Source organism: Campylobacter sp. RM9328 (genome assembly GCF_012978615.1).
The window spans coordinates 82237-98654 of sequence record NZ_LIWF01000006.1 but is presented as its reverse complement, the minus strand read 5'-3'; the positions used below and the strand labels follow the sequence as shown (position 1 = coordinate 98654).

Annotated in this window: 15 protein-coding genes; 10 read left to right on the top strand and 5 right to left on the bottom strand. The window is 38.4% G+C overall.

Going from position 1 to position 16418, the window contains the following annotated elements:
- Positions 1–12: 12 nt before the first annotated feature.
- The 6 genes from CCAL9328_RS05575 (at position 13) to CCAL9328_RS11290 (ending at position 6316) form a co-directional block, all read left to right on the top strand.
- Complete coding sequence (locus CCAL9328_RS05575; protein WP_169937424.1) at positions 13–249, top strand: hypothetical protein; 237 nt, start codon at positions 13–15, stop codon at positions 247–249.
- Positions 246–668: a type II secretion system protein gene (locus CCAL9328_RS05570; protein ID WP_169971491.1), complete on the top strand. Its 423-nt coding sequence runs from the start codon at positions 246–248 to the stop codon at positions 666–668. Before CCAL9328_RS05575 ends, CCAL9328_RS05570 begins: the two co-directional genes overlap by 4 nt.
- Positions 668–2518 (top strand): primosomal protein N', encoded by a 1851-nt coding sequence (locus tag CCAL9328_RS05565; protein WP_169937420.1) that lies wholly within the window; start codon positions 668–670, stop codon positions 2516–2518. The genes CCAL9328_RS05570 and CCAL9328_RS05565 overlap by 1 nt, the downstream gene beginning before the upstream one ends.
- A gap of 75 nt (positions 2519–2593) precedes the next feature.
- Positions 2594–3658 (top strand): flavodoxin-dependent (E)-4-hydroxy-3-methylbut-2-enyl-diphosphate synthase, encoded by a 1065-nt coding sequence (gene ispG, locus CCAL9328_RS05560; protein WP_169937418.1) that lies wholly within the window; start codon positions 2594–2596, stop codon positions 3656–3658.
- Positions 3645–5057, top strand: a complete 1413-nt coding sequence (locus tag CCAL9328_RS05555; protein WP_169937416.1) for a replicative DNA helicase — start codon at positions 3645–3647, stop codon at positions 5055–5057. Before ispG ends, CCAL9328_RS05555 begins: the two co-directional genes overlap by 14 nt.
- Complete coding sequence (locus tag CCAL9328_RS11290; RefSeq protein WP_170000208.1) at positions 5057–6316, top strand: ComEC/Rec2 family competence protein; 1260 nt, start codon at positions 5057–5059, stop codon at positions 6314–6316. Before CCAL9328_RS05555 ends, CCAL9328_RS11290 begins: the two co-directional genes overlap by 1 nt.
- Here the strand turns inward: CCAL9328_RS11290 and CCAL9328_RS05545 are convergent.
- The 3 genes from CCAL9328_RS05545 to CCAL9328_RS05535 form a co-directional block, all read right to left on the bottom strand.
- Positions 6269–7102, bottom strand: a complete 834-nt coding sequence (locus CCAL9328_RS05545) for a YihY family inner membrane protein (protein ID WP_170000207.1) — start codon at positions 7100–7102, stop codon at positions 6269–6271. The genes CCAL9328_RS11290 and CCAL9328_RS05545 overlap by 48 nt on opposite strands.
- Before the next feature lie 109 nt (positions 7103–7211).
- Positions 7212–8597, bottom strand: coding sequence for an FAD-linked oxidase C-terminal domain-containing protein (locus CCAL9328_RS05540; RefSeq protein ID WP_169937411.1), 1386 nt, complete (start codon positions 8595–8597; stop codon positions 7212–7214).
- A gap of 2 nt (positions 8598–8599) precedes the next feature.
- On the bottom strand, positions 8600–9322 hold the full coding sequence (locus tag CCAL9328_RS05535; protein WP_169971482.1) for a plasminogen-binding N-terminal domain-containing protein: 723 nt from the start codon (positions 9320–9322) through the stop codon (positions 8600–8602).
- A 117-nt stretch (positions 9323–9439) separates the two neighbouring features.
- Between CCAL9328_RS05535 and CCAL9328_RS05530 the strand changes: the two genes are divergently transcribed.
- The 4 genes from CCAL9328_RS05530 to CCAL9328_RS05515 all read left to right on the top strand — a co-directional run bounded on the left by CCAL9328_RS05530 (position 9440) and on the right by CCAL9328_RS05515 (position 14926).
- On the top strand, positions 9440–10609 hold the full coding sequence (locus CCAL9328_RS05530) for a peptidoglycan DD-metalloendopeptidase family protein (protein WP_169937408.1): 1170 nt from the start codon (positions 9440–9442) through the stop codon (positions 10607–10609).
- A gap of 9 nt (positions 10610–10618) precedes the next feature.
- Positions 10619–11986 (top strand): magnesium transporter, encoded by a 1368-nt coding sequence (mgtE, locus tag CCAL9328_RS05525; RefSeq protein WP_169937406.1) that lies wholly within the window; start codon positions 10619–10621, stop codon positions 11984–11986.
- Complete coding sequence (locus tag CCAL9328_RS05520; protein ID WP_169937404.1) at positions 11971–12567, top strand: NUDIX hydrolase; 597 nt, start codon at positions 11971–11973, stop codon at positions 12565–12567. The genes mgtE and CCAL9328_RS05520 overlap by 16 nt, the downstream gene beginning before the upstream one ends.
- 265 nt (positions 12568–12832) lie before the next feature.
- Positions 12833–14926: an RNA degradosome polyphosphate kinase gene (locus tag CCAL9328_RS05515; protein ID WP_169971478.1), complete on the top strand. Its 2094-nt coding sequence runs from the start codon at positions 12833–12835 to the stop codon at positions 14924–14926.
- Between the two features lie 44 nt (positions 14927–14970).
- On the opposite strand, the gene CCAL9328_RS05510 is transcribed toward CCAL9328_RS05515, so the two are convergent.
- Together CCAL9328_RS05510 and rpe are read right to left on the bottom strand one after the other, a co-directional pair.
- Positions 14971–15765, bottom strand: a complete 795-nt coding sequence (locus CCAL9328_RS05510) for a 3'-5' exonuclease (protein WP_169971476.1) — start codon at positions 15763–15765, stop codon at positions 14971–14973.
- The gene (gene rpe, locus CCAL9328_RS05505; RefSeq protein ID WP_169971792.1) at positions 15762–16409 is read right to left on the bottom strand and encodes a ribulose-phosphate 3-epimerase; all 648 of its coding nucleotides are present in this window, start codon (positions 16407–16409) and stop codon (positions 15762–15764) included. The genes CCAL9328_RS05510 and rpe overlap by 4 nt, the downstream gene beginning before the upstream one ends.
- Between the last annotated feature and the right edge of the window lie 9 nt (positions 16410–16418).

The window sequence follows — 16418 nt, the reverse complement described above, 5'->3', positions numbered from 1 at the left end:
CTCGGATAACTAATGAAGCAAATCACGCTTACAATACTTTCGCGCGACTACACTATCACTCTTGATGATGATTTTGCCAAAATTTTTGAGCGTGATTGGCAAAAATTTCTAGGCGGTCAAAAATTTCTTGACCCCAAAGACGTTTTAAACGCATTTATAGAAAAATGCTACGCTGACTACGCCAAGGAAAACGACCTAAAGCGTATCATCGAAAAAATAGACAACGCCATCTTAAAGGAAGATAAATGAAAAGAGCTGCTTTTACGATGATAGAGTTGATATTTATCATAGTTGTCGTCGGTATTTTAGCTGGAGTGGCTTTGCCAAAGATATTTTTCACGCGAGATGATGCGATGATAACAAAGGCAAGAACCCAGATCGTAGCCATACAAAGTGCCATATCAGCAAAATTTAACGAATCTTTAATGAGCGGAGGAGGTGCGGTTTATCCAAATTCCCTAGAAGGCTCTAACGCTTCATTGCTTTTTGACGGCGTTCTTGTCCAAGGCATTAAACCGGCAGCTAACGAGTCATCAAGCGGCTGGAGAAACGTGGGCGATACATACACGATACGAATTTCCACAAGAAGCACAAGTTTTACCTATAATGCAACTGACGGCTCATTTACTTGTGATGACGAAGGTCTTTGTGAAGAACTAACTCAGTAATGCACTTTTACAAAGTTTCTTTTAGTGGCTTAAATTTATCCGCTCTAACATATCATTCAGATAAAAAGATAGAAAATTTTACAGCCGTAAAAGTAAATCTAAACAGAAAAGAAAATACCGGATATGTGGTTTCACAGTGTGATGAACCGGACTTTAAAACACTTGAAATTTTAGAAATTTTACCCTACTCTTTAACTAAGATGCAAGCCGAACTTGTTAAATTTATAAGCTACTACTATACTTGTAACTTTGGTGTAGCCATCGGTCTTTGTGAGGAAAACACTACCAAAGATACGCAAAATTTTACGCAAAATTTTAATAAAACTCCAACGCTAAACGAGAAGCAAAACAGCGCGTTAAATTTTATCAAGTCACACAAAACAAGCCTGCTTTTTGGTGATACAGGAAGCGGTAAAAGCGAGGTTTATATCGCGGCTATTAAAGAAATTTTAGATAACGGTGAACAAGCATTATTTTTAATGCCTGAAATTTCACTAACCCCTCAAATGCAAAAGCGGCTTGAGGGATTTTTCGGTGAAGCAGTAGCCATCTGGCACTCTAAAATTTCAGCAAAGAAAAAAGGTGAAATTTTAGAAAACATCGCAAACGGCAAGGTTTTACTTGTTGCAGGCGCTCGCTCGGCTCTGTTTTTACCGATGTCAAATTTAAAGCTTATCGTTGTTGATGAAGAACATGACGATAGCTACAAAAACACAGGCTCTCGACCTCACTATAACGCTCGCGATCTAGTGTTGTTTTTATCAAGTAAATTTGACGTCAGAGTCATCCTAGGAAGTGCTACACCAAGCCTAACAAGCTTTCACAAACAGCCTGTTTTTCGTATGCGAGGGACATTTTTTAATTCACAAAAATTCTTCATATACGATGAGAGTGAAACAGGACTTACTCAAATTTTAAAAGACGAGATCGCAAAATGTCTGGCAAACAAAAAACAAGCCGTCATCTGCCTGCCAACACGCGCAAATTTCAAATATCTCGAGTGCAAAGAGTGTGGAGAAAGCATAAAATGTCCATTTTGCAGCATAGGTATGAGCTTTTACAAAAAACAAAATGTGCTTAAATGTCAATACTGCGAATACAAAATGCCAGTCACACAAAGATGCGAAAAGTGCGGTAGCCAGATGATAGAGGCTAAAAAGATCGGCACGAGCGAGCTTTTGGAACAACTACAAAACGAATTTGCAAATGCTAGAATTTCAAAATTTGACCGCGATGAGATCACGACACAAAACAAACTCGTAAAAGCATTAAAAGAATTTAACGACGGCAAGATCGATATCCTTGTGGGAACACAAATGTTAAGCAAGGGACACGACTATCATAACGTTGATCTAGCCGTGATAATGGGTATTGACGAGCTGCTAAATTATCCTGATTTTAGAGCAAGAGAAAAGACTCTGGCTTTAAGTATGCAAGTAGCAGGACGTGCCGGCAGGAACGGTATAGGACGGGTTATCGTCCAAAGTCGACAGCGTGAATTTTTTGAAAACTACATTAGTGATTATGATAAATTTTTAGCCGATGAGCTTAGTTTTAGAGAGAGTCTTTATCCGCCTTTTACTAGACTTTTAAGAATAATCATCTCACATAAAAACGAAGCAAGCACCAAAAAGATCATGGATGAGATGATACTTAGGATAAATTCACTTCAAAACGATCAAGAATTTCAAGTGATAGGATATGGGAAATGCGCGATCGAAAGGCTAGGAGATAAATTTCGCTATGAAATTTTAATAAGAAGCTCCTCCCATCTACCGCTTATAAATATCGCAAATATCTGCAACCAAGAGCATGCCGATATCGATATAGACCCTGTAAATTTTAGTTAAATTTCAAAAAATACGCGAAATCAAATTTTAATCCTACTTTTTATATAATAATCTTTTACTTTTAAAGGCTAAAAATTGCAAAGATATCCGACTAAACAGATAAAAATCAAAAACGTAGCTATCGGTGGAGATGCACCTATCTCGGTGCAGTCGATGACATTTTCAAAAACAAAAGATATAAAAGGCACACTAGAGCAGATAAATCGCCTATACTTTGCGGGATGCGATATCGTGCGCTGTGCTGTGCTTGATAAAGAAGACGCTTACGCGCTTAAAGAGATAGTTAAGCAAAGTCCGCTTCCGATAGTTGCCGACATTCATTTTAACTACCGCTTTGCGCTAATTGTTAGCGAATTTGTAGACGCCGTGCGGATAAATCCTGGCAATATCGGCTCAAAAGAGCGTATAAAAGCGGTAGTTGAGGCGTGTAAACAGCGAAATTTACCTATTCGCATAGGCGTAAATTCGGGTTCACTTGAAGAGCAGTTTGAAGATAAATACGGTCGCACTGTTGAAGCGATGGTAGCTTCAGCTATGTATAATATAAATTTACTTGAGGATTTTAACTTTACTGACATTAAAATTTCACTTAAATCAAGCGATGTAGAACGAACTATGGCGGCTTACCGCGCGCTTCGTCCAAAAGTTATTTATCCATTTCACTTGGGCGTGACGGAAGCGGGAACAACATTTCACGCTACGATAAAATCAGCTATCGCTCTTGGCGGACTGCTGCTAGAAGGTATCGGCGATACGATGAGAGTTAGTATCACGGGCGAGCTAGAAGAAGAGATAAAAGTCGCAAAGGCGATACTAAAAGATAGTGGTCGCCAGCGTGAGGGACTAAATATCATCTCGTGTCCGACCTGCGGGCGCTTACAAAGCGACCTGATGGCCGCCATAAAGATTGTCGAAGAAAAGACCAAACATATAAAAGAGCCGTTAAATGTAAGCGTAATGGGCTGTGTGGTAAATGCTATCGGCGAGGCAAAGGGTGCAGATGTCGCCATAGCATTTGGCAAGGAAAGCGGACTAGTCATGCGCCGTGGCGAGGTTGTAGCAAGACTAAAAGAGAGTGAACTAGTGGATCGGTTTTTACTAGAACTTGACGAGGAGATAAAGAGCCGTGGCGAAAAATAAATTTGAAGCGGTTGATTTTCACAACCTATACGACCTTGACATGGAAAGAGCGATACTAAGCTCGATACTCCTAAATAACGATGTTTTAAGTGAAATTTCAGACATTATAAAACCAAGTGACTTTTATCTAAAGGGACATGCTGAAATTTATACAGCGATGATGGAGTGCTTAAATTCCGACCTACCTATCGCTACTTCATTTTTAAAAAACAAGCTCGGAAGCAATTTTGATGAAAATTTAATGGTAGAAATTCTTGCCACAAACTCTATTATCGACATAACAAAATACGCAACCGAACTCAAAGAAAAATCAATCAAACGCAGTCTTATCAAGATCGCCCAACAAATACCAAGCAAAGTAAGCGAAGACAAGCCAAGTCGCGATATGGTTGATGAAATGAGCCAAGAGATTTACGCACTCATCGAAGGTGGTGTTTCTGGCGGCATAAAACAAAGCCAAGAGATCATCGAAAACATGCTTGAACATCTAAAAAAACAAGCAGAACTTGAAGATAGAGATATAGTCGGTATCGACACCGGTTTTAGAGAGTTAAATGAAATGACAAAAGGCTTTAAAAACGGCGATCTTATCATCATCGCTGCGCGCCCCGGTATGGGAAAAACAACGCTTTGTTTAAATTTCATAAGCCATGTTTTAAAAAGCGGCAACGGAGTTGTTTTCTTCTCTCTTGAGATGCCTGCAGAACAGATAATGATGAGAATGCTCTCAGATAAAACATCCATACCGCTTCAAAATTTAATGACAGCAAAAATGGACGACGAAGAGTATCAAAAGCTAAGCGACGCGTGTAATGACTTCATGCAAAGCAAGCTTTTTGTCCACGATAGCGGATATGTAAATATCCACCAAGTGCGAACACAACTACGAAAACTAAAGTCCATGCATCCTGAAATTTCACTTTGTGTGATTGACTATATCGGTCTTATGATGAGCACGAACAACTTTGCCGATCGCCATGTGCAAATCGCCGAAATTTCCCGCGGATTAAAGCTTTTAGCGCGCGAACTCGATATGCCTATCATCGCACTTAGTCAGCTTAACCGAAGTCTGGAAACCCGCGCAAACAAACGCCCTATGCTAAGCGACCTAAGAGAGTCTGGCGCGATAGAGCAAGATGCGGATACTATTTTATTTGTTTACCGCGAAGAAGTTTACCTCGAACAAGAAGAGCGCGAGAAAGAAAAACGCATGAAAGCCGAGGGTAAAGAGTATAAAAGTGAGGTCGTCTTTAACAAACTTCAGGAAAATGCCGAGATCATTATCGGCAAAAACAGAAACGGCCCTGTTGGCACTGTTGAAGTTTTATTTCACAAACAGCACTCTCGCTTTGCAGATAAGCCTTACGGAGCAGCTCATATGGCGGAATTTCAAGGATAGTGAAACTTTTTAACAAGCGCGTTTATTATCTATATTTCGCGCTTTTTTGCTTTATTGTCTTTTGCATAAACCTAACCTCATCTTATATTCAATACAAAAATTTCATGGACATTGGCGAGCAAGAGATCATCGCAAAGGTAGAGCTTGTCTACACAAAAACAAACGAGTCTAATAAAACATATAAAATTTTACGCCTAAAAACAAACGGCTTTAGTTTTTATACCGTGCCTCGTAAAAATATAAATTTTAAACCCTTTGATGAGCTAAAACTTACTGTCATAAACCTTGATGTTAAATTTATTGATTATTTGCGAGGAGTATTTTATATGCCGTCAAACGGCATCACTCCTCTTGAGCAGAGTAAGACACCGAATTTAAGACAAAAGGCACTAAATTTTATCTCTTTGCAACATGAAAACGATAAAATTTCATCTTTATTTATGGCTCTTTTTCTAGGTGCTGCAGTCTCAAAAGAGCTTAGAGATGACATCTCACATTGGGGCATGGCTCACCTTGTAGCCATAAGCGGATATCACTTAGGCGTGATAATGGGAGTTGTATTTTTACTTTTGGCACCTGTTTATAGGTATTTTGGAGCGAGGTTTTTCCCGTATAGAAGCTATAAATTTGACATTAGTGTTATCGGTTTTGCTCTGCTTTGTTTTTATTTTTATATGATAGGTTTTGTGCCAAGCTTTTTACGAGCTTTTACGATGAGCATTTTTGGCTTTATGCTACTTTGTAGAAATATCAAAATTTTAAGCTTTAACACGCTTTTTATCGTTGTTTGTTTTTGTGTGGCGTTATTTCCTAGCTTGCTTTTTAACATAGGTTTTTATTTTTCTTGCGCAGGTGTGTTTTATATATTTTTATATCTGCACTACTTCAAGGATAAATTTAGCATACTCACGCACTCTTTGCTTTTAAATTTTTATGTATTTTTGGCGATGGAAGTAAGTGTGCTTTACTTTTTTCCGCTCATTAGCTTTCAGCAAATAGCCGTTATACCGCTTAGTTATATTTTTATCTTGTTTTATCCTCTCAGTTTCATACTACATTTGTTTGAGTATGGCGGAATTTGTGATGAGCGGTTGGCTTGGTTTTTAAGCTTTAAGTTAAGCTTTACAAATGCCACTATACCGCTCTTAGCATTTCTAGGCTACAACCTACTCTCTCTTTTAGCTATAAAATTTAAAGCCGTTATGCTAACCTTACCCCTGCTTGGAGCTCTTTGCTTCATTATCTTTTGCATTTTCTAAAAAACTGCAAAGCTTAAACCCGTAAAGAAAGATGATCCATGAGATGTATATCCATACAAAAAATAACAGCGCCACAGAAAATGAGCCATAAATACTAAGGTAAGTTTTGTTATTTGCAGCATAAAAGACAAAGATATTTTTGCCAAGATACCAGATAAGTGAGGCTACAAATGAGCTTAAAAGTGCATTTTTAAAAGCTATAGGACGACTAACAGAGATGAGATAAACTATGCAAAATATCGCCCAAATTATAAGATATGGAAAAATGCTTAAAAAATTTATCCAATTTGTGTATTCGTTAGAGTTTAATAAATTTTGCAATAAATTTGAGAGATAAAAGCTAAGTCCAAGCCCGATAGGAGCCAAAGTTATAAGCGTCCAATACACGCTAAGAGAGCTAAAAAAACCACGTCCTTCACTTTTCATTATCTTGTTTATTACGTATTCATAATCTATAAAAAACATTATCGAAGTAAATATAATAGCCCCAAGTCCAAGTACCCCAAGTGCAGAGCTGTTTTGTAAAAATGTCTCGATATACCCTGTGATCGCCTCTTGATTTGATGGCAATAAAGATGAGAATATAAACTCTTTTATCTTACCGTAATAAACGCTAAAGCTGGGCATCTGCGTGAAGATAGAAAATGAAATAAGAAGTACCGGGATGATAGAGAGTATAGTGTGAAAGCTAAGGCTTGATGCGTAGTGAAACAACTCTTTATCTTTTGCTTTTAATGCTAAATTTAACCAAAGTTTGAAATTTTGCTTAATGTTTGCTTGTCTCATTTACGCCTGCTTTCTTTGAAATTTTCACAAAAATAATATGTAAAATAGTTGAAATTTCTAAACAAAATGAGCAAAATCTAACAAAAAGGGCGCATATAACGCCCAAATTTTATAATCCCATCTTGCCTGGGTTTAAGATATTATTTGGATCAAAAGCTCTTTTTATCTCTCTAAAAAGCGCCATTTCGGCATCACTAAATGCCAAAGGCATAAATTCCGCCTTGCTAATACCTATACCGTGTTCGCCAGAAAGTGTTCCGCCAAGCTCAACCGTTATCTTAAAAATTTCCTCTATCGCCTGATGTCCGTTTTTAACTTGAGAGGGGTCATTTTTATCAGCTACCATTACATTTGTATGGACATTTCCATCGCCAGTATGCCCAAAACACGGCACTTTTACACCGTATTTTACAGATACCTCGGCTATCCTTTTAAGAAGCTCCGGAAGTCTTGAGCGTGGCACCGTGATGTCTTCATTTAACTTTAATGTGCCATAGATATTTATAGCTTGAGAGCAGTTTCTGCGCGCAAACCAGATGTCATTTCGTTCGCTCGCGTCTTTTGCTATCTTAAATTCACCAGCTCCGTTTTCCTTAAATACACGCTCTATCGTCGCCAAGTCTTGCTCTAAACCAGCCTCAATATCACCATCTACGTCAGTTATCAGCAATGCCCCTGCTTCTTTTGGTAAACCTTTGGAGAATTTCTCCTCTACCGCATTTATACAAAGAGCGTCTAAAAACTCCATAGCTACCGGCGTTACTCCTGCCGCCATACTTTTATATACGGCATTCATGGCAGTTTGGACACTTGGGAAAATTCCCATTGCCGTCTTGGTAAATTTAGGCTTTGCTATAAGTTTTAACGTGATCTCCGTGATAACAGCTAAAGTGCCCTCTGAGGCTATTAAAATTCCTGCTATGTTATAACCTGCAACATCTTTTATAGTGCGTTTTCCAGCACGTATAACCTCGCCATTTGGTAGCACGGCACGAAGTGCCATTACATAGTCTTTGGTTATGCCGTATTTTGCCGCTCGCATACCGCCTGCATTTTCACTGACATTTCCGCCTATAGTAGAGTAGTCTTGACTGGCAGGATCTGGTGGATAAAACAGTCCTTGCTCCTCAACCACGCGCTGCAAGTCCATGTTTATGCAGCCTGGTTGCACGACTGCAACCATATTTTGCATATCTATCTCTAAAATTTTATTCATATGCTTTTCAAAGGCTAAGACCAAGCCGCCTTCATGAGCCAAAGCCCCACCCGTAAACCCGCTTCCCGCACCTCTTGGCACGATTGCAAGCTTGTTTTCGTTGCAGTATTTTAAAATTTTACTTACATCACTTTCATCCCCAGGAAAGAGCACGCCGTCTGGCAAATGACGCTTTCTAGTTGCGTCATAGCTATATGCCATTAGGTGAGCTTGATCAAAATAAGCATTATCTTCACCTAGCAAATTTTGAAAGAATTTTATATGTTTTTTGTCTAGCATAACTATCTCTCTTTATCAAACAGCAAGTCATAGTGCTGGTCGTAATTATTAATATGCGCGCTATCTAGCTTCCAAAACACCGTATCTATCCCACTAACTCTAGTGTAAAATGGCAGTTGATAGTATTCAACTTCACCTGTTTCAAATTCTTTTAAAATTTCAAAACTTTGGCAGTCGGCAAAGACGCTTCTTCCGTCCATAGCAACAAAGATAAGTCCTGCCGCACTTTGTGAACACATCTTTCTAAAGTCATCGCGATTTGGATTTGGCTTATATTCATAACTTAAATAAGCACCGACAAGATCGGGATGTATAAATATCATATTAGGAAAAGCAGAAACTATCTCATCATAAATTTCTTTATTTGGAACAACGATAACGGAACGATTATAAAGGTAGTTTAACACCACCGTATCACCTACCCTAGGTGCAACTCCAGGTAAAGGAAGGGCTGATTGCTCAAGCGTATCAAACACTTCAAATCTAACCTTAGCAAAGCCGCCGCTTTTAGATACAACGCTAACACGAGCTATGATCGTGCTTTGTGTATTAAATTTATGAAGCACTACACCGCTTGAACCAAGAACTATCTCCGGACTATCTACGATCGTAGCCGTATCATCTGCATCTATGCTTAAAATCGGTGTTTTGTATTCATTAAAATGAAAACTGGCCGCAAAAACAGAATTTAAAAAAAACAGTAAAATAAAAACAAAACGCTTCAAGCAACATCTCCTGTGTATTCTAAAATTTTAATGATTATAGCTTAAGTTACTTTATTTTTTGCAAAATTTAAAGAAATTTTTAGTAAAATCAAATCTATTTTTACGCTAAGGATGTTGATGCTACGGGCTTTTACAACTTTTTTATTATTATTTATAAATTTATACGCCATAAATCCGACCGTAGAAGAGCTAAGCTGGCCAAATGGTATATCATTTTTAAATTTCTTAGAAAACAACAAAATGCCGCTTTCGCTTTTTTATGAACTTTCAAGCGAAGATAAAGAGCTTGCTGCAGAGATAATTGCAGGAACAAAATACCAAATTTTAAAAGACAAAGACCAAAACACTATCCAGGTTTTAGTTCCTGTTAGTGACGAGTTGCAGCTACATATCTTTAGAGATAAAAAAGATAATTTTAGCCTTGAGTTCATACCTATATCATACCAGTCTTACGATAAAGTAGTAAACATCAGCATACAAAAGTCACTCTCTGAAGATCTGTTTGACTACACAGGCTCTGCATCTCTTGGAATAGCGATAAGGCAAATTTTTAAAGGTGAGGATATAGACTTTAAAAAACTTCAAAAAGGCGACCGCATAGTGGTTGTTTATAACCAAAAGATCCGCATGGGAAAGCCGTTTAATACGCCTGAAATTTATGCCGCCATGATAGAAACAAGAAATAAACGCTACACGATGTATAAATTTGAAGATAAATTTTACGATAAAAACGGCAAAAAAAACGATAAATTTCTGCTTGTCCGCCCGTTATTAAATGCTCGCATAACATCACCTTTTACAACAAAACGCTTCCATCCTATCTTGCAAAGATACCGCGCTCACTTAGGTGTTGATTATGGTGCTCCAAGAGGAACTCCGATACGATCTGCAGGAGATGGAACAGTAAAATTTGTAGGAACTAAAAGTGGATACGGCAAAGTTGTTATCATAAAACATGCCGGTGGCTACGAAACACTTTACGCGCACGTAAACGGCTTTGCCAAAGGACTTAAAACAGGTCAGAGCGTAAAACAAGGCGCACTAATAGCATATGTTGGCTCAAGCGGGCTTAGCACGGGACCGCATTTACACTTTGGTCTTTACCAATCAAACAAACCTATCAATCCAGAAAGCGCGCTTAAGACGGTTAAAAGCGTAACAAACGCAAAAGAGATGGCTAAATTTAAAGGCGTAGTAAGTTCAAATGACGCGCTAATAAAAAAAGCTATAGCGCAAGGTGAAACGGATAAGAAATTTGAATTTTTTCCAAATATTATAGAATTTTAAAGAGGCGAAATGGGCGCAGAACTTGAAGAAGCTAAAGAGATAATAGATCAACATCTAAACGAAGAAAACGAAAAGGTTGATCTTACGCCGTATGATCTGGCTCAACACCTTAAAACCTTAAAAAAACATGACGAAGATCTTTATAATGAATACCTTGAAAAGCTAGATCCTGAAAGTCTTGGTGACGTAGCTATCGAACTTCCTGATCACATGCTAAAAGACGTGATCGAAACCATCCCTTCAGAGAAGATCGTCGAAGCACTTGAAGAGCTTGAAAGTGACGACGCTACAGATCTTTTGCAATACATCGAAGATATCGATGAGGAAAAAGCAAAAGAGCTTTTTGACGGACTTGACAAAGAGGATCAAGACGAAATTTTACGTCTTAGAAGCTACGACGAAAACGAAGCCGGCGCATATATGCAGACCGAGCTTTTTAGTGCAAATTTAAACGAAAAACTAAGCACGGCGGTTGAGCGACTAAGAGAGCAAAAAGAGCTTGGCGAACTAGAAAACGTCTCGCAACTGTTTATAACCGATGAAAGGCACATCTTAAAATTTGCCATACCGCTTGAGGATTTGATACTTTTTGACTTTAACTCTAGCCTAAAAGATATCATAGAAAAAAGTGAAGAGGATAAATACAAACCGCACGTTGCTATGGACAACGACCCTATAGAAGAGGTAGTAGAGGTTGTTCAGGATTATGATATGAACTCTATAGCCGTTGTGGACACGAGAGGAGTTTTGCTTGGTCGTATCACAACAGATGACATTCACGACTTTATTCAAGAGCGAGCAACGGAACAAATTTATAACCTCGCAAACGTAGGTGATGCCGATGAAGAGGAAAATTCTCTCTTAAATGCAACCAGATCAAGAGGAATTTGGCTTTTTGTAAATTTATTTACCGCTATCATCTCATCAAGCATCATAGGTCTTTTTGACGACGCTATCGCAAGCTATGTCGCGCTTGCCGTTTTGATGCCCATAGTTGCTTCAATGGGCGGCAATACCGGCACTCAAGCACTTACTGTTACCGTTAGACGCCTAGCTCTTGGCGAGATAGAATTTAAAAACGCCAAACCAGCCCTTATCCGAGAGCTTGGTATCGCTTTTATTAACGGACTTATCTTTGCGGTGTTAATCGGGCTTGTGGCGGCATTTTGGTTTAACAGACCGATGCTTGGCGTTGTTATAGGAACAGCCATGCTTACAAATTTCTTCTTTGCCGGATTTTTTGGCACGGTGATACCGCTGGCTTTAAAGAAATTTAACATCGATCCTGCTGTTGGCTCAAGCGTTTTACTTACTACAGTAACTGATGTAGTTGGATTTTTTAGCTTTTTAGGACTTGCAAAATGGATACTACTATAACTGATATTAAAATTTTAGAATGCACAGACTCAAAATTTGTCCGTCCTTACAGGATCAGCTTCACGCAAGACGGTATGCGCCGCAACTGGGACTGCGTGCATGTGCACGATAGCGTTTCGATATTGCTTTATCATGAGAACAAGGATGCTTTCTTACTAGTTAAGCAGTTTCGCCCTCCTATCTGGTATAACCTAAGCAAGAGTGGAGAAAATTATGAAGAAATGGGCTACACATACGAACTTTGCGCCGGGCTTATGGATAAGGGCTTAAGCGAAGAGCAAACCATCAAAGAAGAGGCTATCGAAGAGGTTGGCTTTAAGTTATATAGTGTCGAGAAAATAGCCGTCACACACGGAGCTCTTGGCTTTGGAGGCAACAAGCAAACAATGTTTTACGCAGCTATTAACGACGATATGAAGATAGGTAGTGGCGGCGGGATAGACGGTGAACGCATAGAGCTTGTCTATCTTAAACTAGAGCAAGTGCGCGAATTTATGACAAATGAACAAAAGATTAAATCCCCAGGTTTACTTTTCGCATTTATGTGGTGGGGAAACAAATTTAAAAGAGATATAGTATAAATTTACGCGATATCAAAGAAATTATAAAATAAACATTTATCTTAAAATCGTTAAATTTAAAAAGAAATCTTTTTTAATATCGCAAACAAAATAACAAACGCCAAAAAAATACCTACAAGCAAAATGTAATCAGACATTTTTAGCTCCATTTGTGAAACTTCTTCGGTATTGTAACAAATTTTTTAAAAACCTGCAAAATTTAAACATAATAAAGATATTTATTAAGGCAAATATCATACAATAAAACAAAAATCAAAGGATAATAATGAGTAGAAAACAAAGCCTTTTTATCAACAGAGAACTTAGCTGGCTTCGTTTTAATTCGCGAGTTTTAGCACAATGCAACAAAGACATTCCTCTGCTTGAAAAGCTTAAATTTTTAGCCATTTATACGACAAATTTGGACGAATTTTATATGATACGTATAGCTGGTCTTAAACAACTTTTTGCCGCAGGTGTAGTAACTAGCGGTAGTGACGAAATGAGCCCGTTAGATCAACTTAGAGAGATACGAAAATACCTGCAAAACGAACATAAAATCGTAGAAGCGCACTATAACGATGTTAAAAATTCTCTCGCGAAAGAGAATTTATTTATCAAAAACTACGAAGAGCTTGATGAGGGTTTAAAACAAAAATGCGACACATACTTTTTCTCAAATATTTTACCTGTAATAGTTCCTATCGCTGTTGATGCGACGCACCCTTTTCCGCATTTAAATAACCTTAGTTTTTCGCTAGCCGTGAAACTTTCAGACGTAGAGCATCCTGAAATTTTAAAATACGGCATGATACGAATTTCTCGTGTTTTACCAAGATTCATACAGCCAAACGAGAATGTCTACGTGCCTATCGAAACGATAGTAAAACGCCACGCAGAAGAGATATTTCCAGGATATAAGCTCATTAGCTCATGCGTGTTTAGAGTTACCAGAAACGCCGATATAGTCATAGAAGAGGAAGAAGCCGATGACTTTATGATGATACTAGAACAAGGCTTAAAGCTTCGCAGAAAAGGCGCTTTTGTCCGCATGCAAATCGCTCATGACGCAGACCCAGAGATACTTGAATTTTTAAATTCTCACATGAAAATTTTCCACAAAGATATTTATTATTCAAAGATACCACTAACATTAAGCTCGCTTTGGCAAATCGCCTCAAACAAGGATTTTAGTCATCTTGCAAATCCTCTTTATACGCCAAAAACTCTCCCGCCATTTGGAGAAAATATTAATATCTTTGAAGCTATCGATAAAGAAGACATTATGTTAATGCACCCTTATGAGAGCTTTGATCCGGTTGTGCAGTTTGTAAAAGAGGCGAGCAAAGATCCAAAGGTTATTTCAATACGCATGACGCTTTATAGGGTCGATAAAAACTCGCCTATAATCCAAAGTCTAATAGACGCTGCAAGTGATGGCAAACAAGTAACGGTAATGGTTGAGCTAAAGGCGCGTTTTGACGAGGAAAATAACCTACACTGGGCAAAAGAGTTAGAAAACGCCGGCGCACATGTTATATACGGTATAACAGGATTTAAAGTCCATGCTAAAGTTAGTCAGGTCATCAGACAAGTTGGAGATAAACTTAAATTTTACATGCATTTTGGAACAGGCAACTACAACGGTAGTTCTGCAAAAATTTACACCGATATTAGTCTATTTACTTCAAGAAATGAATTTGCCAACGACTCGACGATATTTTTCCATATCCTTTCTGGCTATAATAAAAATCGCCGCCTTCAAACCCTCTCAATGTCGCCATTTCAGATAAAAGAGCGCATCATAGAAAAAATAAAATTTGAAGCAAGCAAAGGCAAAGAGGGTAGGATCATCGCCAAAATGAATGCTCTTATAGACACCGATGTCATAAACGAGCTAAGCAAAGCCTCAAATGCAGGAGTAAAGATCGATCTTATCGTAAGAGGCGTATGTGGACTTAGGCCAAATGTAGCAGGTAAAAGCGAAAATATCCGTGTGCGTTCAATCATCGGCAAGTATCTAGAGCACGCGAGAATTCTATACTTTAAACACGCTGAGCCTAAAATTTATATCTCAAGCGCCGACTGGATGCCTAGAAATTTAGAGCGTCGACTGGAGCTTATGACGCCTATTTACGAGCCTAGACTTCAAGAGCGAATGCTTGAACTTTTAGAACTTCAACTAAGCGATAACGAACTAGCATTTGAGCTGCAACAAGACGGCGAATACAAACAACTAACGGTAAAAGATAACGAAAAGTCAATAAATAGCCATGATGTTTTAGAAGCTTATGTAAATAAAATTTACAAATCCCTAAAGAAAGACACGGATAAGGCAAAAGCCGATCTTATCGCAACAAAACTACTAAAAGAGAGTTAGGTCCCGCAGTTTGTGGGACTTTTGCCTTTATTAAATTTAATACCCTAAACCAAAACAGGTTCGGGTTTTAGCTTCATGCTTGGAGCGGTTTTGCTAAATTTAATCAAATCTTCTGTTGTTTGAACGCTAAATGGAAGTCTAGAGAGTGAAATTTTTAAAATTTCAGCTGCAGCTATCGCGTCATTTAAGGCACGATGATGAAGGTTGTTGATGCCAAGTAACTCTTTTAACGAGCCAAGACCGTATTTTTCAGAGGCTATCGTCCTGCGAGCTAGATCTATGGTGCAAAGTTTGCGATTTAGAAGCATTCCTAGCCCTATTTGATCCAAGCTTTGCGAGATAAATCCATAATCAAAATTTACATTATGAGCAACAAAAAGTGATGTTCCTAAAAATAACTTAAATTTCTCCAAAACATAGCTAAGGCTTGGAGCACCCACCAAATCATCTGTGCTTATGCCTGTTAGCTCTGTTATGTTTTCAGGAACAAACGGCGCTGAAACAAAGCTTTCAAAACGCCCTATTTCGACTGAATTTTTTATCTTTACCGCACCTATTTCTATTATTTGCCCGGTATTTATACCACCGCTTGTCTCTATATCTACCACACAAATTTCTTGCTCGCTTATGTCCCTAAAGCGCGTTAAAAGCTCAATCTCATTTTGTTCTGTCTTTATGATATCAAGCCCCAAAGCACACCACATATCAATATCTCTAACATCCATAAATCCACTTAACTCTTCTATATCTGAAAATTTGGATATGAACTCGTAGTAGCCCATGTTATGGGTGCATAGTAAATTTAAGAGGTTATCAAGACGTTGTTTTCTTGGCTTCAAAACTCAAGCTTTATCGCGCGGATCGCCTCCGCGTATGAATTTGATGAAAATACATAATTGCCCGCGACTAAGATATCCGCTCCTGCCTCATCAAGATCTGGCGCATTTAAGCCATTTACTCCGCCGTCAACCTCGATCATGCATTTTGCATTTTTCTTTTCTATTAGCTCTCTTAGTGCACGAATTTTTTCATAAACAACAGGCATAAAGCTTTGCCCGCCAAAACCAGGATTTACGCTCATTAAAAGCACCATATCCACTTCGCTAACTATATGTTCGATCGAATTTACCGGAGTATGCGGGTTTAAGACGATACCTGGACTTATGCCATTTTTACGGATATGGTCTATCAGTCTTAAAGGATGCTTTTCCTCTTCTATGTGAAATGTTAAAAATTTAGGCTTTAAGGGCAAGAAAAGATCAACAAAAAACGGGTTATTCTCAACCATTAAATGTATATCAAGAGGTTTTGTGGCCACCTTTGCCACAGCATTTACAACAAGCGGTCCGATGGTTAAATTTGGTACAAAATGCCCATCCATAACATCAACATGGACAAGATCAGCGCCGGCTTCACAGATAGCTTTTATCTCCTCATCAAGCCTTCCAAAGTCAGCTGATAAAATACTAGGAGCTACATACATTATCATTTT